A 21,527-nucleotide genomic window follows, 5' to 3' on the forward strand; every position below is an offset into this window, starting at 1 on the left:
TAAATATTGGTAGAGAATAACTAATTTTCATTAAATGAAACCAATCTTTCAAAGATATTTCTCCTGTAAATAGAAACTTAGAGGTAAAATAATTGTCAACAAATGAATGTAGCAAAAAGTCAATAACAAACATAATAAAGAGTAGTATAGAAAGAAAAATTATTATATAACCTAATCTTCCTAGAGAACTGAATATTTTTTTTTCAATTTTTAAATATTTCATAGTGTTATTCATGGGTTGAAGATTTTAAGGCATGATGTTTATCTATTTCAATATTATCCACCGTCCATGTTATTTCTTTTTCAAAAAAGTGTTTTCTATATGGACATTCTTTTTTTTTGCAGATTTTACATGAAAAATCTTCGCAACCTTCTACATAAACAAACATTTCAAAACTATTCCCAAAATTATCTTGAATAATTTTTTCAAGTTTATCAGATTCTCTTTTGGTTTCTTTTATATTAAAAAACCATGGCATAGTAAGGTGGCAATCTAGATGTAAGCTACTACCATATTTTATAAATCGTACGTTATGAATATCTATCCAATTTGGATTTCTATTTTCTTCTAAAGTACAAACCAATTTTTTAATAAGCTCTTGATCTGCTTCATCCATAATTCCGGCAAGAGATTTTCTAATAATCTTTACTCCTGTGAAAATAATTATACCCGAAAAAATTAAAGCTATTATACTATCCAACCAATATATATGAGTAAAGTAGATAATTATTAATCCTAGTACTAAACCTATCGTTGAGTAAGTATCAGATTTCAAGTGTTCTCCACCAGAAACAAGTGCTAATGAATTATTTTTTTTTCCTTTTCGAATCGCTAATTCTCCTAATACATAATTGGCTATCCCTGTGACTGCAATTAGAACAATTCCATAATCTAATTTGGAAATAGTATTTGGATATAAAATATTTTTTACTGATTCATAGATGATTATAATTCCTGCAATTGTAATTAGCCCTCCTTCTATACCTGCTGAAATAAACTCAATCTTTCCATGTCCATAAGGATGATCTCGATCTTTAGGTTTTCCAGATATGTATAAACTGTAGAGAGAAAATAAACCTGCAATTACATTGATTGTGCTTTCTAAAGCATCAGTCAATATTGCCACAGATCTTGTAAAAAACCATGCTGCTAATTTTATAACAAATAAAATTACACCTATAATTACAATAGATTTTTGAAAAGAATAATTTTCCTTAGCAACGGAATTCATTTACAAAATTTAATATAGAAAACAAATATACTTTTTTTAGTATAATTACCATTGAAATAAAAATAAATAAAAAAACTATCACTTAGATCGTGATAGCTTTTTTTATAAACTTTTTTTAAATTATTGTTTTTTTAGGATATAATGAGCAGAAATATCCCCTGTTATTTCATTGCCTTCTTGATCCAGCCATACCAATCTATCTTCTTGAACTTTAAATGATTGTTTTGTACTATTCTGAACTATTGTAATGATTGTTCCATTGTTATTCCATGTATAATTACCTTCGATAACGGTAGGTTTACTCTTATCTTTCTCTCCTAAATAATCCGAAGTGAAAATAAACTGATTTCCCTCTTTTAATTCAACTGTTACTTTTATTCCCTCACAATCAGCACAAGGTATAATCCCTTCATAAATCCCTAAATAATCTAGGGAATTTTGTGGAGTACTGTTATCAATTATTGGTGATTCATTATTATTTACTTTAATTGAATCTATAGAATTGCTATTTTCTTTAGGAACTAAAGTTTCTGAGTTTTTTTTAGTACAGTTTAAAAGTGTTAACGAAAACAATGATAGTATGAAAATCTTTTTTAACATATAATTAATTAAATTTTGAGTCAAGAAATTTAAACAAAAATAGTGCCGACAAGCTTAATCAATTTTTATACTTTAAATTAAACAATTAATAGTATTGTATTTTCATATTTATAATTTATTTATTATAAAAGTCTTTGCAAAAGTATTATTACAAATTGTTATAGCTCATTATTCATTTCTAACAAAGCATTTAAATATTCTCGATCATTAGCTAAACGTGGAATTTTATTTTGTCCTCCTAACTTTCCTCTTAGTTTCATCCATTCATAAAACAGATTCTTTTTTGCAGAATGTACTTTAGGTGGATTTAATGTCATATTATTATATCGTTTGGCTTCATAGTCAGAGTTTAATTTTTGTAACTCTAAATCTAATATTCTTGTAAATTCTTCCATTGAATCTGGTTGACACTCAAACTCTATAATCCATTCATGTGCTCCTTTTTCTTTACCATCCATAAAAACAGGTCCGGCTGTATATTCAGAAATAATAGCTTTAGTTTTTTCTTGAGCTACTTTTAGCGCTTGTTCTGCATTTTCAACCATTAATTCTTCTCCAAATGCATTGATATAAAATTTAGTTCTTCCTGTTACTTTTATTCTATAAGGTTTTTTAGAAACAAAGCGAACCGTGTCCCCTATAATATAACGCCAAAGACCTCCATTAGTTGAAATAACCAATGCATAATTTATATTTAATTGAACATCTTCTAAGCATACGATTGTAGGATTTTCAGAATAAAATTCATCCATAGGGATAAATTCATAAAAAATTCCATAATCCAACATTAATATCATATCCTTCGATGAATTGGTATCTTGCATTGCAAAATATCCCTCAGAAGCATTATAGATTTCGTAATAATTAATAGATTTTTTTAAAATATTTTTATACTGCTCCACATAGGGAGTAAAACTTATACCACCATGGAAAAAACATTCTAGATTGGGCCATATTTCATCTATATATTTAATATGATTGTTTTCCAAAATATTCCTAAGTAAAATCATCATCCAAGAAGGTACCCCTGTAAGACTTCCTACATTTTGATTAACAACTTGATTAATAATTGCTGGCATTTTAATCTCCCAATCTTTTAATAAGGAAACTTGTTTATTAGGTGTACTTTTCCATTCTGCCCAAAAGGGTAAGTTGTCTATAAGAACAGCAGATAAATCTCCGTATTTAGAATTAAAGCCTTCATAGTCTTCCCGAGTTCCTCCTAAACGTAAATTTTTACAATTAAAAATTTTAGTTTCGGGATTATTGTAGGCGTAAATGGAAAATAAATCTTTCCCTGCTTTGTAGTGGCAATCGTTTAAACTGCTTTTAGTGATAGGTATAAACTTACTCTTTGCGTTTGTTGTTCCTGAGGATTTAGCATACCACTCAATACTTCCCGGCCAAATTAAATTCTTTTCACCTTTTCTTGAACGAGTTATATACGGTTCAAAATCTTCGTAATAAACTAAAGGAACTTGATCTTTGAATTCTCTATAGGAGATAATATCATTAAACTTATATTTTTTTCCGTATTCGGTATCTTTAGCAGCTTTTAATAATTTAGATAATACATTCTTTTGAATATCAATGGGATTTTCAAAAAAAAACTGCATTTGCTTTACTCTTTTACGAACATACCATTGAATTAAAGAATTAGTTATCCCCTTCATATTTTAACTTTTGTTATTGATTTATAAAAGTAAGCATAAAACTGAATCAACAAAAAATTTTCTTTCTTCAACTATATTAAGCTTATCCTAAATTATTATTCTTATTTTTGTAAGCGTTGTACTGTATTTATTAGGGATTCATAAATGGGTCTTTAGATATTTATTTTTGTAAACTTTTGTGTTTCAACATAAATCCATCTAAATAGTAATTTATAAAAACTTTGATACAGGTTTTAAATATTTAAACAATGAACTTTGTACATTCGATTTTAGAGAATCAAAAACTTAATTCAAAAAAAGCCTTAAATTATAAAGAAGATGGTGTTTGGAAGAGTTATTCATGGAAAGAATTTCATGACTTAGTATTGCAAACCGCAAATGCGTTATCTAAGCTGGGAGCCACCCCTCAAGATAATATAGCTATATACGCAGATAATATGCCCCAGTGGGTGATTATGAATTTTGCTATATTGTCCTTAGGTGCAACAACAGTTCCTATTTTTGCCACATTGCCGGAAGATCAAGTGAAGCATATTATTACTGATGCTAATGTAAAATTTATACTAGTAGGAAATCAAAAACAATATGATATAATCCTGAAGATTCAAGATAAAAAAGATTTAATTAAGCATATTATTTTAGCCAAAGATTCTTTAGAACTTAAAACCAATGATTCCTATCATTTTAATTCCATTATAAAAAATGAATCGGTTGATTTTAAAGTTTATAATAAAAATGAGGACGATACAGCATCTATTATATATACTTCTGGTACAACAGGAATTTCCAAAGGTGTTATGCTTACTCATGGTAATTTTTATACCATATGTAAATCTCATCAGGATTTTTTTGAATACGATTTTTACAATGAAAATTCATTAGTGTTTCTTCCACTCAGTCATATTTTTGAAAAAGGTTGGAGTTCATTTGTTTTATATTCGGGAGGACAATTAAGTTTTTGCGAGAATCCTAAAGAAATAATTAATTATTTAAAGGAAGTTAAACCTACGGCTATGTGTTCAGTTCCTAGACTTTTTCAGAAAGTTTACAATACTATTCACGAAAAAATTCAAAGTAGCTCTAACTTAGCACAAAACTTTTTTAAATGGTCTATTGGTATTGGAAAGCAAGTTTCTGAATTAAAAAGATTAAAAAAATCAATTCCAATCAACCTAAGATTTAAATACTTTTTAGCCCACCAATTAGCTTTTAAGAAAGTAAAGAATCAATTAGGTGGTAATCTTTGGTTTATACCTGTAGGTGGGGCTTCAATTACTTCGAATATTACTGAATTTTTTGATGCGATAGGACTTCACCTAACGGTTGGGTATGGATTAACAGAAACTTCTGCTACGGTTACTTTATTTCCTTTTCAAAATTATGTATATGGTACCGTTGGGAAACCTATAAATGGCGTAGATGTTAAAATTGGAGAAAACGATGAAATTCTTGTTAAAGGCAATAGTGTATTTAAAGGTTATTATAAAAATGACGAAGAAACTAAAAAAGTTTTCACTGAGGATGGATGGTTTAAGACTGGGGATGCCGGTAAGTTTGATAATGATGGCAATCTTATTATCATTGATAGGATTAAAGATTTGATGAAAACATCCAACGGAAAATATATTTCTCCTCAACCATTGGAAAACTTACTTACCAACGATAACTTTATTCAGCAAGCGGTACTTATAGGTGACAACCGCTCTTACGTTACTGCACTACTAGTCCCTGATTTTGAAAATTTAGAAAAATACGCTAAATCTAGTAATATTATTTACGAATCTAAGCAGGATTTAATAAACAAAAAAGAAATTATTGATTTCTACTCTAATAAAATTAAATCCATTCAAACGAACTTAGCTAGTTATGAACAGATAAAAAAATTCAAAATTTTACCTGAAGATTTTTCCATTGATACGGGCGAAATTACTCCCACGCTAAAAGTTAAAAGACGGGTAATTTTAGAAAAGTATCATTCAATCATTGAAGCCATGTATGGAGAATAAATTTTTATACTTCAAAATATATAAATTCATCATTCTTGTAATATTTAAATTTTGAATAGAAAAATTTTATAAAATTAAATTTCAAGGTCGTAGTTTGATAATGATAAACTCGTTAATACATTATCCTTATTAAAATAAAAAGTTGCATAAACTGAATTCGTTTTTAATTTATAGGTAGGCAATTCAGAGGTTTTAAATTTAATTAAACGATTGGAATAATTTTTTTGAATCTCTGACAATGTCGATTTATGTAAAGTTATTCCATCAAATAATTCAAAATCATTTATTCCTCCATAATTAAAACTTACTAAAAGTATTTTATCTTCATTCCCAGCCTTACCTTCAGGTTCAGAAATAGAACTAATTTGAAATCCGTTTGTAAAATCCCAAGTGTATATATTTCCTGCACCATTTATAGATTCAAAACTAGTATATCTAGCAATAGTATTAATCTCAGAAATTTTCTTGGGTAGCTTAAAGCCATCTTTGGTGAAAAATAAATCTTTAATTTTCCCTTTAGAAATCGGACCATATATCAATGCTGATCGTTTGACTGTTGGCGATTGATTCGCTATTTTTTGCGCATTTATTGAATTTATACTTATTGAATAAATGACTGTAATTAAAACTATTAATAAATGTTTCATAATAATATTTTTTAAGATCAAACGAAGATCATACCAATTATAATATGCAAAATGTTAAGATTTATTTAAAAATTGATCTATTTGTCTTTTTATATTTATTAAAACATTCATTAAATTAATATTTCTATTCATTGATTTAATATAACTATGAATGATGTCTATTAAATTGGATTTTGAATCGGCAAGAATAATTAACTGGTTAATAATATTTAATTTATCGTTGGATGAGAGATATTTTAAACAAGCCAACACTTCTTTAATGATTTGCTCTTTAATATTTTGTGAACAATTTGTATGCAAATAATGTAAATTTCTATTATCTAATAATTTTTGAAGTGCACTATACAATGCTTTCTTACTTATTTTATTTCTATTTCTAGAATTTAAAAATTTACGTATTTCAATAAACTTATTTAAAAAAATTTCTGGAGTAACTACTTTATTTTTTTGAGTAAAATACTTTAAATCGTATTTTTTTTTTAATTCAGAATTAGATAATATATGATAGGCTTCATTAATTTCAATAAAAAATTTTCTATAATCTTCATTATCCCTATTTCTATCCGGATGATATTTTAATGCTAAAGTTCTATAAGACTTTCTAATTTCAATACTTGAAGCAGAAGGAGTAAGATTTAATATGGAATATAAATCTTTCATATTGAAATAATTTTAATTTTGAGGAATATCTAAAAAAAGATAGAGAAAAAATTCTCTATCTAATATACATTTAAATATTTGATTAATAAGAATTGAAGTAATAGGTTACTCCAAATCCTAAAATTGAAGTTCTTTGTTGTCCTTGATATTTTTTATAAACATCTGTTAGTCCATAATTATATCTGGCAAATATTTCAAACTTACGAGAGAAACTATATCCCATTCCAGCACCAATGGATAAATCTAAAGTTTGTGGCTTATCACCATAGTAAGCTTCGTCTAATTCTTTATTTTTTTGAGAAACTAGTATTCCTATTTGCGGTCCTATCTCTCCGAAAAATTCACTATCAGCTTCAGAAAAATAGGCTCTAAAATAGATGGGTATATTAACGTAATTTTGAGCATATTTAATACTACCATCTTTTTCTCCTTGCATAGAATAGGCTAACTCTGCATTAATATAAAATTGATTGTCATACCCCAATGGGAATTTTACTGAACCTCCTAATGATCCTCCGATGAGAGCTTTAGAATCAACATGTATTTCACTAACATTACTTGTGTGAACAGTTCCTCTAATACCTATACTAATTTGTTCTTGAGAGTGTAAACGGGTAATAAATAATAGAAGCAACAAAAAAACAACTTTACTAAAATAATTTTTCATATAATAAATTTAACATTCTTCTAATTTATTTTAAGAGGTTAGCCACAGTTTTACCAATGTCTGCTGGAGAATTAACTACAACAATACCACATTCAGACATGATTTTCATTTTAGCCTGGGCAGTATCATTTTCTCCTCCAACAATTGCACCTGCATGTCCCATAGTTCTACCTTTAGGAGCTGTTTGACCTGCAATAAAACCAATAATAGGTTTAGGAGAACCTATAGATTTATACCAGTGGGCGGCATCAGCCTCAAGCTGACCACCAATCTCGCCGATCATAACAATGCAATCCGTATCCTCATCATTAATTAATAATTCTATAGCTTCTTTAGTTGTAGTTCCAATAATTGGATCTCCACCTATACCTATAGCTGTAGAAACCCCGTAACCTGATTTTACGACTTGATCTGCTGCTTCATAAGTAAGTGTACCAGATTTAGATACAATTCCTACTCTACCTTTTTTAAATACAAATCCAGGCATAATTCCAACTTTTGACTCTTCTGCGGAAATAACTCCCGGACAATTGGGACCTATTAAAGTGCAATCGTATGATTTTAAATAATTTTTAACCTTCACCATATCTTCAATGGGAATACCTTCCGTAATGCAAACTATAACTTTTATTCCAGCTTCTGCAGCTTCCATAATGGAATCTGATGCGAAAGCTGGAGGAACAAATATGATTGAAGTATTAGCTTGGACTTTATCCACAGCCTCTTTAACAGTATTAAATACAGGCTTATTTAAATGAACGGACCCACCTTTGCCTGGGGTTACTCCACCAACAATGTTAGTTCCATATTCAATCATTTGTTCAGCATGGAAAGTACCTTCTTTTCCTGTAAATCCCTGAACTATTACTTTAGAATTTTTATTAACTAAAACAGACATATTTTTCTCATTTTTTTTGTGTAATAAATATATAAATAATATATAGTTATTTGACTATTTTTTTTAATGTAGCTAATTCTTTTAATTTACTTTTAGCTTCATCTGCCGGATATCCAAAATAAGTTTTGTTTCCTTCTAAATTTTTTGAAACACCGGATTGAGCTAAGATAACAGCTTTAGATCTAATAGTTATTGAAGAAGCTACACCTACCTGTCCCCAAATAGTAACCTCATCTTCTATAATACAACAACCTGCTATACCTACTTGAGAGGCTATCAGACATTTTTTCCCAATAACCGTATCATGTCCTATTTGTATTAAATTGTCCAATTTTGAACCTTCCCCTATAATTGTTGAATCAGTAACTCCTCTATCAATAGTGCAGTTTGAGCCTATTTCAACGTTATCATTTATAATTACGTTACCTACTGATTTTAAACGATCGAAGGAGTATCCTCTATTTTTATAATAGAATGCATCTCCTCCTATCACAGACCCTGATTGAATGATTACATTATCACCAATAGTTGTAAAATCGTGAATGACAACATTGGGGAATATTATGCAATTTTTTCCAATTTTTACTTGATTTCCTATGAAAACACCTGGCTGAATAATTGTGTTATCACCAATATCAAGATCAGTAGCTATCATTTGATTTTTTAAACTGAAATCTCTAAAATAACCATTAATAGCGTTGAAATCTCTAAATGGATCGTCTGAAATAAGTAAAGATTTTCCTTCGGGACAATCTACTTTTTTATTTATTAAAATTGTAGTTGCATTACTATTTAATGCTTTTTCATAATATTTTGGGTGATCTACAAAAACTATCTCTCCTTTTTTTACTCGATGTATTTCATTAGTACCGTAAATAGGGAAATTTTCATCACCTATAAATTCAGCCTTAATTATAGAGGCAATCTCTTTCAGAGTAAAAATTTTAGGAAATTTCATAAATTAAGCTGAATAAAAATTAGTAATTATTTTACTCTTTCAATATAAGAACCATCTTCCGTATTAATCTTTATTCTTTCTCCAGCTTCAATAAATAAAGGAACTAAAATTCTTGCACCTGTTTCAATAACAGCATTTTTTTGTGCGTTAGTAGCTGTATTACCTTTAACCCCAGGTTCCGCTTCAATAACTTCCATTATTACACTTGCAGGTAATTCTGCAGATAATGGAGTCTCATCCTCCTCTTTTAAAATAATCATAACTTCTTCCCCTGCTTTCATAAACTGAGAATTTTCTATAAGATTTTTATCTATATAAATTTGTGAAAAGTCATCATTATTCATAAAATGAAATCCATGATCATCGTCGTATAAATATTGAAATTTTCTAGTTATAACTTTAACTTCTTCAATTTTACTACCTGCAGAAAATGTATTTTCAATTACCTTTCCTGAGGTTAAAGATTTCATTTTTGTTCTAACAAATGCAGGTCCTTTACCTGGTTTAACATGTAAAAATTCAATAATTTTAAATATATCATCATTAAAATTTATACAAAGACCTTTTTTTATGTCGCCCATTGAAGCCATAATATTCTAAACTTTTTTTATTAATCCATATTTTTTATAGCATTAAAACCTTTCATCACTCCTCTCATACTTGACTGTATAAATTGAATAATTTCATCCCTTTCTGGAGTAGCTTCAAACTCTGCTTCAACTACTGATAATGCTTGTGATATATTTAATTTCTTTTGAAAAATTACTCTGTAAATACTCTGTATTTCCGCAATTTTTTCTGAAGTAAATCCTCTTCTTCTTAAACCTACTGAATTTATACCTACATAAGATAAAGGATCTCTGGCAGCTTTTACATACGGTGGAATATCTTTTCTAACAAGAGAACCACCTGTAACAAAGGCATGACTACCTATTGAACAAAATTGATGCACTGCTGTCATCCCAGCCATGACTACAAAATCTCCAACTGTGATATGCCCTGCTAAAGTTGTATTGTTTGAAAATATACAATGATCACCTACAGTACAATCATGAGCTATATGAGAATAAGCCATAACTAAGCAATTACTTCCTATTGAAGTCTTCATTTTATCTAAAGTACCCCTATTTATAGTTACACATTCTCTTATAGTAGTATTGTTTCCAATTTCTGTAATCGTTTGCTCTCCTTTATATTTAAGGTCTTGAGGGGGTGCTGAGATCACTGTTCCTGGAAATATTTTACAATTTTCTCCTATTCTAGCACCATCCATGATCGTAACATTTGATCCTATCCATGTACCTTCTCCGATATGTACATCGCCGGAAATTGTGGTAAATGGCTCAATAGTTACATTTTCAGCAATCTTAGCTTTCGGATCAAGTGATATTAATAACTTTTGATTCATTTTAATCTTTAGTTTTTACAACTTGTGCCATCATTTCAGCCTCCACAACCATTTGTCCGTTACAATAGCCATATCCTTGCATATGGACAATCCCTCTTCTAATAGGCTCTAATAAATCTATTTTAAGTATTAATGTATCTCCAGGTACCACCTTCTTTTTATGTTTAACTTTATCTAATTTTATCAAGTATGTAGAATAATTTTGTGGATCTTCAACATTTTCTAAAACAAATATACCACCTGTCTGGGCCATTGCTTCAATTTGTAAAACTCCAGGCATAACTGGTTCACTTGGAAAATGCCCAACAAAAAATGGCTCATTTATAGTTACATTTTTTATACCTATGATATGTTTATCATCAATCTCCATTATTTTATCTATCAACAAGAAGGGAGGTCGATGAGGAAGCATTCTCATTATATCGTTAATATTATATACGGGCTGCTGATCGTAATTAAATTCTGGAATATTTTTCCTTTTGAATAATTTGTAAAGCTTGTTAAGTTTTTTAGCAAATTGAGTGTTGGAATGATGTCCAGGCTTATTTGCTATAATTTTAGCTTTTAGTTTTACTCCAACCAAAGTTAGGTCTCCAACAACGTCTAATAACTTATGCCTTGCCGCTTCATTGGGATAGTAAAGAGTTACATTATCTAAAATACCATTGGGTCTAACACTTACCTCTGGCTGATTAAAAACTGCTTTTAACTTCTCTAAAGTTTCTTCTGAAAGTTCTTTATCTACATAAACAATAGCATTGTTTATATCTCCACCCTTAATAAGCCCAGCATCTAATAAAGTTTCTAGTTCATGTAAAAAACTAAAAGTTCGTGAATTTGAAAACTCATCTTTAAATTCACTAATATTCTTCATTGTAGCATTTTGAGTACCCAGTACTTTGGTACCAAAATCAACCATTGTCATAACTTCAAAATGATCTGATGGAATGGCTGTTATCTCAGAACCAGTTTCTGGATCCGTGTAAGAAATAATTTCTTTAATGGTAAAATATTCTCGTACTGCCTCTTGTTCAACAATACCTGCTTTTTCAATGGCTTCAACAAAAAATTTTGAAGAACCATCCATTATTGGTGGTTCTGAGTTATTAAGTTCAATATAAACATTATCTAGATCCATGCCTGTTAAGGCTGCTAAAATATGTTCACATGTATGTATTTTGACTCCTTTTTTTTCTAAAACAGTACCTCTTTCTGTTGAGGTAACATAAGCCGCATCAGCTTCAATGGTAGGCTGACCTTCTAAATCAACTCTTACAAAAACAAAGCCTGTGTTAACAGGCGCTGGTTTTATAGTCATTATGACCTCTTTACCAGTATGAAGTCCTTTGCCTTTAAGTACAAACTCTTGTTTTAGTGTTTTTTGCTTTTCAGACATTCTTTAATAAGTTAATTATTATTTATCTAATTTCTCTTCGATTTTCTTTAACCTTGAAACCAATTTCGGAAGGTCCTTAAAGTAAATAAAACTTTTTTGATATTTTAGATAGTCAATCGCTGGATATCCGAATAATCTTTTGTGATTTTCAACATCTGCCATTACTCCACTTTGACCTTGAATAATTACGCGATCTCCTATTTTTAAATGTCCAGCAATTCCTGCTTGACCTCCTATCATAACCCAATTACCAATTTTTGTTGAGCCTGCAATTCCTGTTTGTGCTGCAACTACTGTATGCTCTCCAATCTCAACATTGTGTGCTACTTGAATAAGGTTATCCAATTTAACCCCTTTTCTTATTATTGTTGAACCAATGGTTGCTCTATCAATGGTGCAATTAGATCCAACTTCAACATCATCTTCAATAATAACATTTCCTAACTGTGGAACCTTTTGATAACCTTCCGCCAAAGGCTCAAAACCAAAACCATCTCCACCTACAACAGTCCCTGCATGAATGACACAACGATTACCTATAGTACAATCATTATAAATTTTAGCTCCAGGTCCTATATAGCAATTTTCTCCTATGGTAACATTATCTCCTATGTATGCTTGAGGAAAAATTTTAGTATTATCTCCGATCTTTACATTATTACCAATATAGGTAAAGGCACCAATATATAAATTTTCACCTAAATTTGCGGATTTCGAAATAAATACAGGATCTTCAATTCCTGTTTTATGAGTTCTCAAATCATTGTAATACCTAAGCAATTGATTGAATGAAGCATACGCATCTTTAACTACTATCATTGTTGGTAGTTCAGAAGTATCTTTAGGAATAAAATTTTCCGATATAAGTACAATGGATGCCTTTGTATCTTTTAAATAATTTTGATATTTTTCTCCCCCTAAAAAAGTAAGTGTACCAGGTGTACCATCCTCAATTTTAGATATGTATGAAACTATAACGGTAGGATCTCCTATTACAATTCCATTCACTAAATCTGCTATCTGTTCAGCCGAAAATTCCATAACTTGGCAAATGTAAACATTTTATTAAAATAATAAAAATTCTTTATAATTTTCATAATATATCTCTAGGAAAACATAGATGATACCTACAAATATTTTTATTAGATTCATTATTAAAAACCGGATTCCCTAAATCTTGAAGTTTTACTATTTCTCCAGTTTTTAAAAGTAGTTTGATTGCTTGCGTTTTTCTTTCATAGAGAAATATATTCAGCTTGTTTTGATGTACAAAATACTTTCCATCTTTTAAATTATATTTTTCTTCAACTTTAGATTTTAACTTACGTATCTCTTCGTCTGATTTAGGATGAGAACTAATACGAGAGAAAGGTAATTTCCTTTGAATAATTGATTGACTTAAAATTTTTAGAATTTCATCATCTACAAATTGCCAATCTTTCAATGCTGTGATAATATCGGTATCATCCAATCGAGAAAAATACATTATATCTTCAGCATTTAACTGAGAAAAGTCTGATTTATTTAAAAAATAACTCAGTGTGGAAGTGGAAGGTATTTTCTTACAATCTTTAATTAAATCTTTTGCTCTTTTTAGGGCTTGAATTAAATATACCTCAGCAGTAACAGAAGTTTTATGAAAATAAACTTGCCAATACATAAATAACCTCGAAGTTAAATATTGTTCAATAGAGTAGATTCCTTTTTCATCAATTACTAATTCATCATGTACAACATTCATCATTGTAATTATACGCTCAGAATTTATATTACCTTCTGAGACTCCTGTAAAAAAACTATCCCTTTTGAGGTAGTCTAATCGATCTAGATCAATTTGGCTAGATATAAGTTGATGAAAAAATTTTCTCGGATATTTATCACGAAAGATTTCTAAAGCTAGAGAAAGTTCACCATTATATTCATTATTCAATAAATTCATAAAAGTAATTGATAAACTTTCATGATGTATATTATCCATTAGGGTTGACTCTAAAGCATGCGAAAAAGGACCATGTCCTATATCGTGAAGCAAAATAGCTACAGATGCCGCTCTTTCCTCGTCCTTAGAAATTTTAACACCTTTTTGTTTTAAAACCTGCAATGTCAATTGCATTAGATGTGTCGCGCCTAAAGCATGTAAAAACCTTGTGTGGGTGGAGCCTGGATAGACATAATAAGTGAGACCGGTCTGTGAAATTCGCTTTAATCTTTGAAAGTACGGATGTTCAATTAATTTTAAGATTAAAGAATCTGAAATGGTAATGAATCCTAAAACTGGATCATTAAATATTTTCTTTTTTATATTTTTGCCTTGATTCAAAGGGCATATTTTTTGTAATTACAATGCAAAAATATAGATTAAAATATAAAAAATATATTAATGAGTGTTAAAATTTTGTGGATCGATGATGAAATTGAAATGCTAGAACCGCATATTATATTTTTAAAGAATAAAGGATATGAAGTTTTAGAGGTTAACAATGCAACTGATGGGTATGACATTATCATAAATGAGCCGATACAAGCCGTTTTATTGGATGAAAATATGCCTGGTATTGGAGGTTTGGAAGCATTGCAAAGAATTAAAGAATTAAAGCCTCGCTTACCAGTAATTATGGTTACTAAAAATGAAGCTGAAGATATAATGGAAGAAGCTATTGGAGAACAGATTACTGATTATATTTTGAAACCTGTGAATCCTAATCAAGTCTTGTTGAGTTTAAAAAAAATATTGAAAAGTGATGAAATTATAGAAAAGCAAACGGTAAAAAGTTATCAACAAGAATTTAGTAGAATTTCTATGGATCTAATGTATGCACGAAGTTATGAAGAATGGATACAGCTCTACCAAAAATTGATTTTGTGGGAACTACGTTTTGATAAGCTTTCTGATGTGGAAATGAATAAAATTTTGCAAAATCAAAAAGATGAAGCAAATAGCTTGTTTGCAAAGTTTATTGAAAATAATTATTACAACTGGTTACACGAAAACTCAAAACTTACATTATCTCATACTGCTTTTAAAGATGTTATTTATCCGGTAGTTAAAAATAGCAGTAAAACCTTGCTACTAATGATAGATAATCTTCGATACGACCAGTGGAAGATGATCGAACCCTTATTTAAAAAATATTTTTCAAGTTCTAAAGAACAAACGTATTTTAGCATTCTACCATCAGCTACACAATACGCTAGAAATTCTTTTTTTGCTGGTTTAATGCCATCAGAAATTGAAAAAAATTACCCACAATATTGGACTCAAGAAACTGAGGAAGGACATAAAAATCAGTTTGAAGAAGAATTGTTAAAAATACAGCTTCAAAGACTAGGTCTTTCAAATATTAAGTTGAAATATTATAAAATCTTGAATGCAGAATTTGAAAAGAAAGTTTACGATGAGTTTAAGTCTAATTTAAAATTTGATTTTATAAGTATCGTTTACAATTTTATTGATATTTTATCTCATGCAAAAACTAATAATAATATTGTAAATGAATTGATTAGAGACGATAAAACATTTAGATCTTTGACTTATACATGGTTTGAAAATTCAAGCATTTTAAAAACAATTCAACTAGCCTCTGAAGAAGGATTTAAAGTTATAATTACAACTGATCATGGGACCATTTATGTAAAAAAGCCAAGCAAAGTGATTGGAGATCGTGAATCTTCTACCAATTTAAGATATAAATTAGGTAAAAATTTACAGTACGATTCAAAGGATGTATTTGCAATATCTAATCCTGAAGATTATTTTTTACCCAAAGTTAATGTTAATTCTAAATATATATTTGCAAAAGAAAATAAGTTTTTCGCATATCCTAAAAATTACAATCATTTTGTTAATTATTACAAAAATACCTATCAGCATGGAGGTATCTCCTTGGAAGAAATGATTCTGCCAATTACCATTTTTGAATAATTTTTCTAGGAATTTAAAATCGATTCAAAAAGTATTCTATATTTATTGGAATACTTTTTTACTTTTGCAACCGAATTTAAAATCCATGAATCTTAGTTACCTTAAATCACTTTTGTATGTTTGTTTGGCAGCATCCTCTTACGGATTGGTAGCTACCTTTGTTCGTTTAGCCTATAATCATGGATATACTACTGGAGAAGTTGTAATTTCACAAATGCTTATAGGATTAATTAGTTTAATTTTTATTCATAAAATAATTTATAGAAAAGAACAAATTAAACATTCAACAAAGGATAAATATAAACTTATCATTTGTGGGACTTCTTTTGGTTTAACGAGCACCTTTTATTATCTAGCTGTCCATTATAAAATTCCTGTATCTATATGTATCGTTTTGCTAATGCAAGCTGTTTGGATGGGGGCTTTCATAGATTTTATTGTTAATAAAAAAAAACCTTCTTTGATTGAAATTATTTCAATTTTTCTTATTCTAATAGGTACGGTTTTAGCCACTAATTTAATTAATGATAATCAAGTAAAACTTAATCCTATAGGTTTATCATTTGGTATATTAGCAGCAATATCTTACACTTGTTCCATGTATTCCTCCAATAAAATTGGAACGCAAATGTCACCTATTCTACGTTCTGTTTATTTATTTATGGGTTCAACTATACTAGTATCTTTAATTTGGGGAAAAAGTATTCTACAAGGAACTTTCAATTTTACAATATTTTACCAATGGGGAATTATCTGTGCTTTATTTGGAGCAATTTTACCCACTATATTATTTACTAAAGGGATGCCTGTAGTAGGTATTGGTATAGGAAGTATTCTAGCCTCATTAGAGTTACCCATATCTGTCTTAATGGCAAAATTTATTTTGAATGAAAATGTGTATTTTCTACAATGGATAGGTATTGTACTCATATTAATTTCAATCGTTTTGTTAAATCTAAGTTTTTTATTACCAAAAAACACTAAATTATAATCCTGCATTATTAAATATGGCTTTAGATACACTCAAGCACAAAGGAAAAAGAAATAAGCTCATTCAACTACTTAGATCAAAAGGAATTGGTGATGAAATGGTTTTAGAGGCCATGAATCAGGTTCCTCGGCATTTATTTATAGATTCAATATTTGAGGATTTAGCTTATGAAGATAAGGCTTTTCCCATTCTTTCCGGTCAAACAATTTCGCATCCATATACAGTAGCTTTTCAAACACAGCTTTTACATGTTCAACGCGGTGAAAAAATACTTGAAATTGGAACTGGCTCCGGCTATCAAACAGCTGTTCTAGTTGCATTAGGAGCACAAGTATTTACTATTGAAAGGCAAAAGGAATTGTTTGAATTTTCAAAAAAAATCTTAAAAAAAATTCATTTCCCTCCAAAATATCAAACTTTTGGAGATGGATACCAAGGAATTTCTTCTTTTGCTCCTTTTGATAAAATTATTGTAACTGCTGGTGCTCCAAATGTCCCTAAAATGCTATTACAACAGTTAGCCATAGGAGGAATAATGGTTATTCCTATTGGAGATGAAGCTCAAAAAATGTATACAATTTTAAAATTAGATATCAATACCTTCGAAACTATGGAATTTGGTGATTACCAATTTGTTCCTATGCTCGAAAATAAAGAACTATAAAAATTCAGTTTTTATCTTATTTTTATAGTTCTTTATTGAAAAGATTTATTTGCCTAAAAATTTGCCTAATAAATTACCCAAAAGTCCATTTCCCTTTGAACTTTTATTCCCAGAAACTAAACCTGCTAAATCATCTAAACCTAATTTTCCATCTCCATTTTGATCTAGTATACTTGACAAAATGCTACTTCCTGAATTCCCCCCTAAAAGACTGGATAACAGATTGGAAATCCCCCCTCCATCAGATATATTTGAGGATTGTGCTTGTTTTCCTAAATATCCCATAATTATAGGAGCTAATAAGCTTAATATACTACCTACACTGCTTGCAGAAACTCCTGTCTTCTGACTAATTCCATTTTGAATATCTCCTAATTGATTTCCAAATATATTTCCTAGAATCCCCTTACCTTCTTGCTCATTTCCTCCATTCCCTAAAAAGCCAGAAATATTATCAAGTATACTACCATCGTGTTTAGAAGTTACAGCATTTAAAATTCCTTGGGCTCCATCTTCAGTAGATGCATTATTCTGTAAAGCCCCTAATAAAGCTGGGATTGCTGATGAAACTACCGATGATGTTTGCTCAACTGAAGTATTTGTTTTCTCACTAATTCCATTGATGATTTGACTTCCTAAGCCACTTGTAAGTAAATTTAAAATGTTTTCCATTATAAAATAAATTGTAATTTAGGCTAATATAATATTTTATAATTAATTTAAATGTAAACCTTTATTTAAAACATATTACATGTTTAAAATATATTGAAGTTTTTTATGAATAATATTCTTTAATTTCTTATATTTTATGTATTCTATATTCAATTTAAATAAACATTAATGTAATTTAAAAATCAGATTTTCAGAGATAAAAATTTTTGATTACAATAAAGGTAATATATCAATAAATTTACGGATGCATTAAAGTAAATTATAGAACAAACATTTAAACAATTTTATCTCATCTTGGAGAAAAAATATAAGTACTCACGACCGGATTTGAACCGGCACATCCTTGCGGACACCACCCCCTCAAGATGGCGTGTCTACCAATTCCACCACGTGAGTTTATTAAAATAAAAAAAGCTTGAGATAAACTCAAGCTAAGTGACCTGGCTGGGGCTCGAACCCAGGACCCCAACATTAAAAGTGTTGTGCTCTACCAACTGAGCTACCAGGTCAAATTTGATTGACTTAAACTGAATTAGAATTAAATTGTGACCTGGCTGGGGCTCGAACCCAGGACCCCAACATTAAAAGTGTTGTGCTCTACCAACTGAGCTACCAGGTCAATTATATTCTAATTGCGTTTAGCGAGTGCAAATATAAATACTTTTTTCTTTTATACAAACATTTATAAATAAAAATTAGATATTTGTGAAAATTTTTGATTTATGAATATTTCATTGATTGGATATATGGGATGTGGGAAATCAACCATCGGAAAAGAAATTTCTGATATTACCGGACTAAAATTCATAGACTTAGATTCTTATATTAGTAGTAAAGAACAAATGTCTATTAATGAGATTTTTTATAAGAAAGGGGAAGTATACTTTAGAAAAATTGAAAAAAAATATTTACATGAAATTTTAAATTTAGAATCTATTGTACTTAGTTTAGGAGGAGGTACCCCTGTTTATTACGACAACATTGAAACAATAAATAACAAAAGCTGTTCTTTTTATTTAAAATTATCACCTAAGGAACTAGCACATAGATTAATGAAAGAAAAAGAACATCGTCCTTTAATCTCTCGTATTGAAGATCAAAATCTTGAAGAATTTATAGCTAAACATATTTTTGAACGCTTTCCTTATTACGAAAGGGCAAAATATAAAATTAATGGAAATCAAGATGTTCCTACAATTGTAAATGAAATTATAGATATAACTAAACCTAGTTAATTTTCCTCTGAAAGATCATCAGAAATATAACTTTCTAGATCTCTTCTATCTTTCTTGGTAGGTCTTCCTATTCCCTTTTGTCTATAATAATTTTGTGTTGATAATCTTGTTTGGAGCAACTCTAACTGTTCGGGTTCCGTAAGATCTTTACAATACAAGGAAACTAGCTTTGCACCTACTCTGTTGGTTGGGATTTGGATTACTTGAATTTTATAATCAATTTGATTTTTTCTTATGGTATACATCTCACCGCTATTAACCTCTTTTGAAGGCTTAACTACATGTTCATTTAATGAAATTCTATTTTTTTTACATTCCTCTGTAGCAATTGCTCTAGTCTTATATACTCTTATACACCATAAAAATTTATCTATTCTCATTGTATTTTATTTACAAAAATTATACTAAAAATAAATATTATATTTTGAATTGGTAAAATAATATTTTTATAATTATCATAAAATACTGATTAACAATTAAATATATGCAAAGTATTTATCTTTTATTCAAATCATAATTTTTCATTAATTTTGCACGGCTAATTGTATATTATGAGTGAATATAAAATTACCTTACCTCCAATGGGGGAAGGAATTATAGAAGCAACAATAACCCGATGGGTAAAAAATGAAGGTGATTTTATTAATGAAGACGAAATTATTGTTGAAATAGCAACAGATAAAGTTGATTCCGATGTACCAACTCCTAGAGCAGGTAAACTTATAAAGAAGTTAAAAGATGTTAATGAAGTCTGTGACATTGGGGAAGCTTTTGCTATTTTAGAAGTTGAAGATGATTCTTCCAGTAATAGCAATAATATAAGCTCCAATACATTGATTGAAAGTAGTGAAGAAGAAATAATTGCACAATTAGAATCTCCATTAGTACACAATACTTCTTCCATTGAAAACACTGAAAAGAAAAAAGATAATTATTATTCCCCATTAGTCCGAGCAATTTGTGAGCAAGAAAATATTTCTGAATCTGAGAGACAGAGTATAGTTGGAACTGGTTTAAACGGGCGTATTACTAAAGAAGATATACTTACTTATCTTAAAAATAGAAGTGAGATTTCTTCTACTGAAAAGGTATCTATTATAGAGTCTAAAATTATTTCTAGGGATTGTGAAACTCCTTCCGATTCATTAATCAATGATTTATCTACTAAGACTATAGTTTCATCTTCTGAATCGGATGAAATTTTTGAAATGGACCGAATGCGAAAGCTGATTGCTGAAAATATGCTCAGGAGCAAACAAATAGCCCCGCATGTTACCTCTTTTGTAGAAACGGACGTTACCAATATTGTATTATGGAGAAATAAATTTAAAGATTTATTTTATAAAAAGGAAGGGGAAAAATTAACTTATACACCCATTTTTATACAAGCGGTAGTTAAAGCGATTAAAGATTTTCCAATGATTAATATTTCTGTTAAAGGCTCTACCATCATTAAGAAAAAAAATATAAATATTGGTATGGCCACTGCTTTGCCTAACGGAAACTTAATTGTACCTGTTATAAAAAATGCTGATCAACTAAGTCTTTCTGGTTTGGCCAGGAAGATTAATGATTTGGCTAACAGAGCAAGAACAAATAAATTAAATCCTGAAGATACTCAAGGAGGAACTTATACCGTAAGTAATATTGGAGGATTTGGAAATATTGCTGGAACCCCAATTATTAATCAACCTCAAGTAGCAATACTTGCCATAGGAAGTATAGTGAAAAAACCAGCGGTTATTGAAGCTCCTCAAGGTGATTTAATTGGAATTAGACATAAAATGATTTTATCTCATACTTTTGATCACCGTGTGGTTGATGGTGCTTTGGGGGGGATGTTTATAAAAAGAATTTCTGATTATTTAGAGGATTTTGATCTTAATACTGAGATATAA

The 21,527-nt window shown here is 29.4% G+C and carries 21 protein-coding genes and 3 tRNA genes; 6 read left to right on the forward strand and 18 right to left on the reverse strand.

Annotated elements, in window-relative coordinates; genetic code table 11:
- Positions 1-227: 227 nt before the first annotated feature.
- The 3 genes from ETU10_RS10050 to ETU10_RS10060 all read right to left on the reverse strand — a co-directional run bounded on the left by ETU10_RS10050 (position 228) and on the right by ETU10_RS10060 (position 3,505).
- Positions 228-1,232 carry a cation diffusion facilitator family transporter gene (locus ETU10_RS10050; RefSeq protein ID WP_146311961.1) on the reverse strand — a complete coding sequence of 335 codons (1,005 nt, stop codon included), beginning with the start codon at positions 1,230-1,232 and terminating at the stop codon, positions 228-230.
- A gap of 120 nt (positions 1,233-1,352) precedes the next feature.
- Positions 1,353-1,832, reverse strand: coding sequence for a copper resistance protein NlpE (locus tag ETU10_RS10055; protein ID WP_146311963.1), 480 nt, complete (start codon positions 1,830-1,832; stop codon positions 1,353-1,355).
- A gap of 158 nt (positions 1,833-1,990) precedes the next feature.
- Positions 1,991-3,505 (reverse strand): GH3 auxin-responsive promoter family protein, encoded by a 1,515-nt coding sequence (locus tag ETU10_RS10060; RefSeq protein ID WP_146311965.1) that lies wholly within the window; start codon positions 3,503-3,505, stop codon positions 1,991-1,993.
- A 248-nt stretch (positions 3,506-3,753) separates the two neighbouring features.
- Between ETU10_RS10060 and ETU10_RS10065 the strand changes: the two genes are divergently transcribed.
- Positions 3,754-5,511, forward strand: coding sequence for an AMP-dependent synthetase/ligase (locus tag ETU10_RS10065; protein WP_146311966.1), 1,758 nt, complete (start codon positions 3,754-3,756; stop codon positions 5,509-5,511).
- Positions 5,512-5,585: 74 nt separating this feature from the next.
- On the opposite strand, the gene ETU10_RS10070 is transcribed toward ETU10_RS10065, so the two are convergent.
- From ETU10_RS10070 to ETU10_RS10115, 10 genes are all read right to left on the reverse strand, one after another.
- Entirely contained in the window at positions 5,586-6,158 is a 573-nt protein-coding gene (locus ETU10_RS10070) for a hypothetical protein (protein WP_146311968.1), read from the reverse strand.
- A 54-nt stretch (positions 6,159-6,212) separates the two neighbouring features.
- The gene (locus ETU10_RS10075; RefSeq protein WP_146311971.1) at positions 6,213-6,818 is read right to left on the reverse strand and encodes a J domain-containing protein; all 606 of its coding nucleotides are present in this window, start codon (positions 6,816-6,818) and stop codon (positions 6,213-6,215) included.
- 82 nt (positions 6,819-6,900) lie between these two features.
- Entirely contained in the window at positions 6,901-7,485 is a 585-nt protein-coding gene (locus ETU10_RS10080) for a porin family protein (protein WP_146262875.1), read from the reverse strand.
- A 25-nt stretch (positions 7,486-7,510) separates the two neighbouring features.
- Positions 7,511-8,383 carry a succinate--CoA ligase subunit alpha gene (sucD, locus tag ETU10_RS10085; RefSeq protein WP_146311973.1) on the reverse strand — a complete coding sequence of 291 codons (873 nt, stop codon included), beginning with the start codon at positions 8,381-8,383 and terminating at the stop codon, positions 7,511-7,513.
- A 46-nt stretch (positions 8,384-8,429) separates the two neighbouring features.
- Entirely contained in the window at positions 8,430-9,341 is a 912-nt protein-coding gene (locus ETU10_RS10090; protein ID WP_146311975.1) for a UDP-3-O-(3-hydroxymyristoyl)glucosamine N-acyltransferase, read from the reverse strand.
- Between the two features lie 26 nt (positions 9,342-9,367).
- A complete protein-coding gene (efp, locus tag ETU10_RS10095; protein WP_146262872.1) occupies positions 9,368-9,931 on the reverse strand; it encodes an elongation factor P in 564 nt (187 codons plus the stop codon).
- A gap of 20 nt (positions 9,932-9,951) precedes the next feature.
- Positions 9,952-10,749 carry an acyl-ACP--UDP-N-acetylglucosamine O-acyltransferase gene (gene lpxA, locus ETU10_RS10100; RefSeq protein WP_146311977.1) on the reverse strand — a complete coding sequence of 266 codons (798 nt, stop codon included), beginning with the start codon at positions 10,747-10,749 and terminating at the stop codon, positions 9,952-9,954.
- A gap of 1 nt (position 10,750) precedes the next feature.
- Positions 10,751-12,145 carry a bifunctional UDP-3-O-[3-hydroxymyristoyl] N-acetylglucosamine deacetylase/3-hydroxyacyl-ACP dehydratase gene (locus ETU10_RS10105; RefSeq protein ID WP_146311979.1) on the reverse strand — a complete coding sequence of 465 codons (1,395 nt, stop codon included), beginning with the start codon at positions 12,143-12,145 and terminating at the stop codon, positions 10,751-10,753.
- 18 nt (positions 12,146-12,163) lie between these two features.
- Positions 12,164-13,186 carry a UDP-3-O-(3-hydroxymyristoyl)glucosamine N-acyltransferase gene (gene lpxD / locus ETU10_RS10110; protein WP_146311981.1) on the reverse strand — a complete coding sequence of 341 codons (1,023 nt, stop codon included), beginning with the start codon at positions 13,184-13,186 and terminating at the stop codon, positions 12,164-12,166.
- Positions 13,187-13,238: 52 nt separating this feature from the next.
- Positions 13,239-14,465, reverse strand: coding sequence for an HD domain-containing protein (locus ETU10_RS10115; protein ID WP_185145092.1), 1,227 nt, complete (start codon positions 14,463-14,465; stop codon positions 13,239-13,241).
- A gap of 60 nt (positions 14,466-14,525) precedes the next feature.
- Here ETU10_RS10115 and porX point away from each other — a divergent pair, with 60 nt between their 5' ends.
- The 3 genes from porX (at position 14,526) to ETU10_RS10130 (ending at position 17,722) form a co-directional block, all read left to right on the forward strand.
- Complete coding sequence (gene porX, locus ETU10_RS10120) at positions 14,526-16,067, forward strand: T9SS response regulator signal transducer PorX (RefSeq protein WP_146311983.1); 1,542 nt, start codon at positions 14,526-14,528, stop codon at positions 16,065-16,067.
- An 85-nt stretch (positions 16,068-16,152) separates the two neighbouring features.
- Positions 16,153-17,058 carry an EamA family transporter gene (locus tag ETU10_RS10125; RefSeq protein WP_146311985.1) on the forward strand — a complete coding sequence of 302 codons (906 nt, stop codon included), beginning with the start codon at positions 16,153-16,155 and terminating at the stop codon, positions 17,056-17,058.
- A 16-nt stretch (positions 17,059-17,074) separates the two neighbouring features.
- Entirely contained in the window at positions 17,075-17,722 is a 648-nt protein-coding gene (locus tag ETU10_RS10130; protein WP_146262866.1) for a protein-L-isoaspartate(D-aspartate) O-methyltransferase, read from the forward strand.
- A gap of 45 nt (positions 17,723-17,767) precedes the next feature.
- Here ETU10_RS10130 and ETU10_RS10135 read toward each other — a convergent pair whose 3' ends face one another.
- From ETU10_RS10135 to ETU10_RS10150, 4 genes are all read right to left on the reverse strand, one after another.
- Positions 17,768-18,394 (reverse strand): DUF937 domain-containing protein, encoded by a 627-nt coding sequence (locus tag ETU10_RS10135; protein WP_146311987.1) that lies wholly within the window; start codon positions 18,392-18,394, stop codon positions 17,768-17,770.
- Between the two features lie 312 nt (positions 18,395-18,706).
- A tRNA-Leu gene (locus ETU10_RS10140) sits at positions 18,707-18,790 on the reverse strand.
- 40 nt (positions 18,791-18,830) lie between these two features.
- Positions 18,831-18,903, reverse strand: a tRNA-Lys gene (locus ETU10_RS10145).
- Positions 18,904-18,940: 37 nt separating this feature from the next.
- Positions 18,941-19,013: transfer RNA gene (locus ETU10_RS10150), tRNA-Lys, on the reverse strand.
- Between the two features lie 103 nt (positions 19,014-19,116).
- On the opposite strand from ETU10_RS10150, the gene ETU10_RS10155 reads away from it, so the two are divergent.
- Positions 19,117-19,629 (forward strand): shikimate kinase, encoded by a 513-nt coding sequence (locus ETU10_RS10155; RefSeq protein ID WP_146311989.1) that lies wholly within the window; start codon positions 19,117-19,119, stop codon positions 19,627-19,629.
- Here ETU10_RS10155 and ETU10_RS10160 read toward each other — a convergent pair.
- Entirely contained in the window at positions 19,626-20,009 is a 384-nt protein-coding gene (locus ETU10_RS10160; RefSeq protein ID WP_146311991.1) for an RNA-binding S4 domain-containing protein, read from the reverse strand. The genes ETU10_RS10155 and ETU10_RS10160 overlap by 4 nt on opposite strands.
- 171 nt (positions 20,010-20,180) lie before the next feature.
- Here ETU10_RS10160 and ETU10_RS10165 point away from each other — a divergent pair, with 171 nt between their 5' ends.
- A complete protein-coding gene (locus tag ETU10_RS10165; RefSeq protein ID WP_146311993.1) occupies positions 20,181-21,527 on the forward strand; it encodes a dihydrolipoamide acetyltransferase family protein in 1,347 nt (448 codons plus the stop codon).

This window comes from Apibacter muscae, assembly GCF_007845595.1.
In the GTDB taxonomy this organism is placed as follows: domain Bacteria; phylum Bacteroidota; class Bacteroidia; order Flavobacteriales; family Weeksellaceae; genus Apibacter; species Apibacter muscae.

Coding starts and splice junctions, on each gene's coding strand:
- lpxA (WP_146311977.1), bottom strand. CDS start 10,749: ATGAATCAAAAGTTATTAATATCACTTGATCCGAAAGCTAAGATTGCT.
- ETU10_RS10135 (WP_146311987.1), bottom strand. CDS start 18,394: ATGGAAAACATTTTAAATTTACTTACAAGTGGCTTAGGAAGTCAAATC.
- ETU10_RS10055 (WP_146311963.1), bottom strand. CDS start 1,832: ATGTTAAAAAAGATTTTCATACTATCATTGTTTTCGTTAACACTTTTA.
- efp (WP_146262872.1), bottom strand. CDS start 9,931: ATGGCTTCAATGGGCGACATAAAAAAAGGTCTTTGTATAAATTTTAAT.
- ETU10_RS10080 (WP_146262875.1), bottom strand. CDS start 7,485: ATGAAAAATTATTTTAGTAAAGTTGTTTTTTTGTTGCTTCTATTATTT.
- ETU10_RS10155 (WP_146311989.1), top strand. CDS start 19,117: ATGAATATTTCATTGATTGGATATATGGGATGTGGGAAATCAACCATC.
- porX (WP_146311983.1), top strand. CDS start 14,526: ATGAGTGTTAAAATTTTGTGGATCGATGATGAAATTGAAATGCTAGAA.
- ETU10_RS10160 (WP_146311991.1), bottom strand. CDS start 20,009: ATGAGAATAGATAAATTTTTATGGTGTATAAGAGTATATAAGACTAGA.
- ETU10_RS10125 (WP_146311985.1), top strand. CDS start 16,153: ATGAATCTTAGTTACCTTAAATCACTTTTGTATGTTTGTTTGGCAGCA.
- ETU10_RS10105 (WP_146311979.1), bottom strand. CDS start 12,145: ATGTCTGAAAAGCAAAAAACACTAAAACAAGAGTTTGTACTTAAAGGC.
- ETU10_RS10070 (WP_146311968.1), bottom strand. CDS start 6,158: ATGAAACATTTATTAATAGTTTTAATTACAGTCATTTATTCAATAAGT.
- ETU10_RS10165 (WP_146311993.1), top strand. CDS start 20,181: ATGAGTGAATATAAAATTACCTTACCTCCAATGGGGGAAGGAATTATA.
- ETU10_RS10050 (WP_146311961.1), bottom strand. CDS start 1,232: ATGAATTCCGTTGCTAAGGAAAATTATTCTTTTCAAAAATCTATTGTA.
- ETU10_RS10065 (WP_146311966.1), top strand. CDS start 3,754: ATGAACTTTGTACATTCGATTTTAGAGAATCAAAAACTTAATTCAAAA.
- ETU10_RS10075 (WP_146311971.1), bottom strand. CDS start 6,818: ATGAAAGATTTATATTCCATATTAAATCTTACTCCTTCTGCTTCAAGT.
- ETU10_RS10060 (WP_146311965.1), bottom strand. CDS start 3,505: ATGAAGGGGATAACTAATTCTTTAATTCAATGGTATGTTCGTAAAAGA.
- ETU10_RS10130 (WP_146262866.1), top strand. CDS start 17,075: ATGGCTTTAGATACACTCAAGCACAAAGGAAAAAGAAATAAGCTCATT.
- sucD (WP_146311973.1), bottom strand. CDS start 8,383: ATGTCTGTTTTAGTTAATAAAAATTCTAAAGTAATAGTTCAGGGATTT.
- ETU10_RS10090 (WP_146311975.1), bottom strand. CDS start 9,341: ATGAAATTTCCTAAAATTTTTACTCTGAAAGAGATTGCCTCTATAATT.
- lpxD (WP_146311981.1), bottom strand. CDS start 13,186: ATGGAATTTTCGGCTGAACAGATAGCAGATTTAGTGAATGGAATTGTA.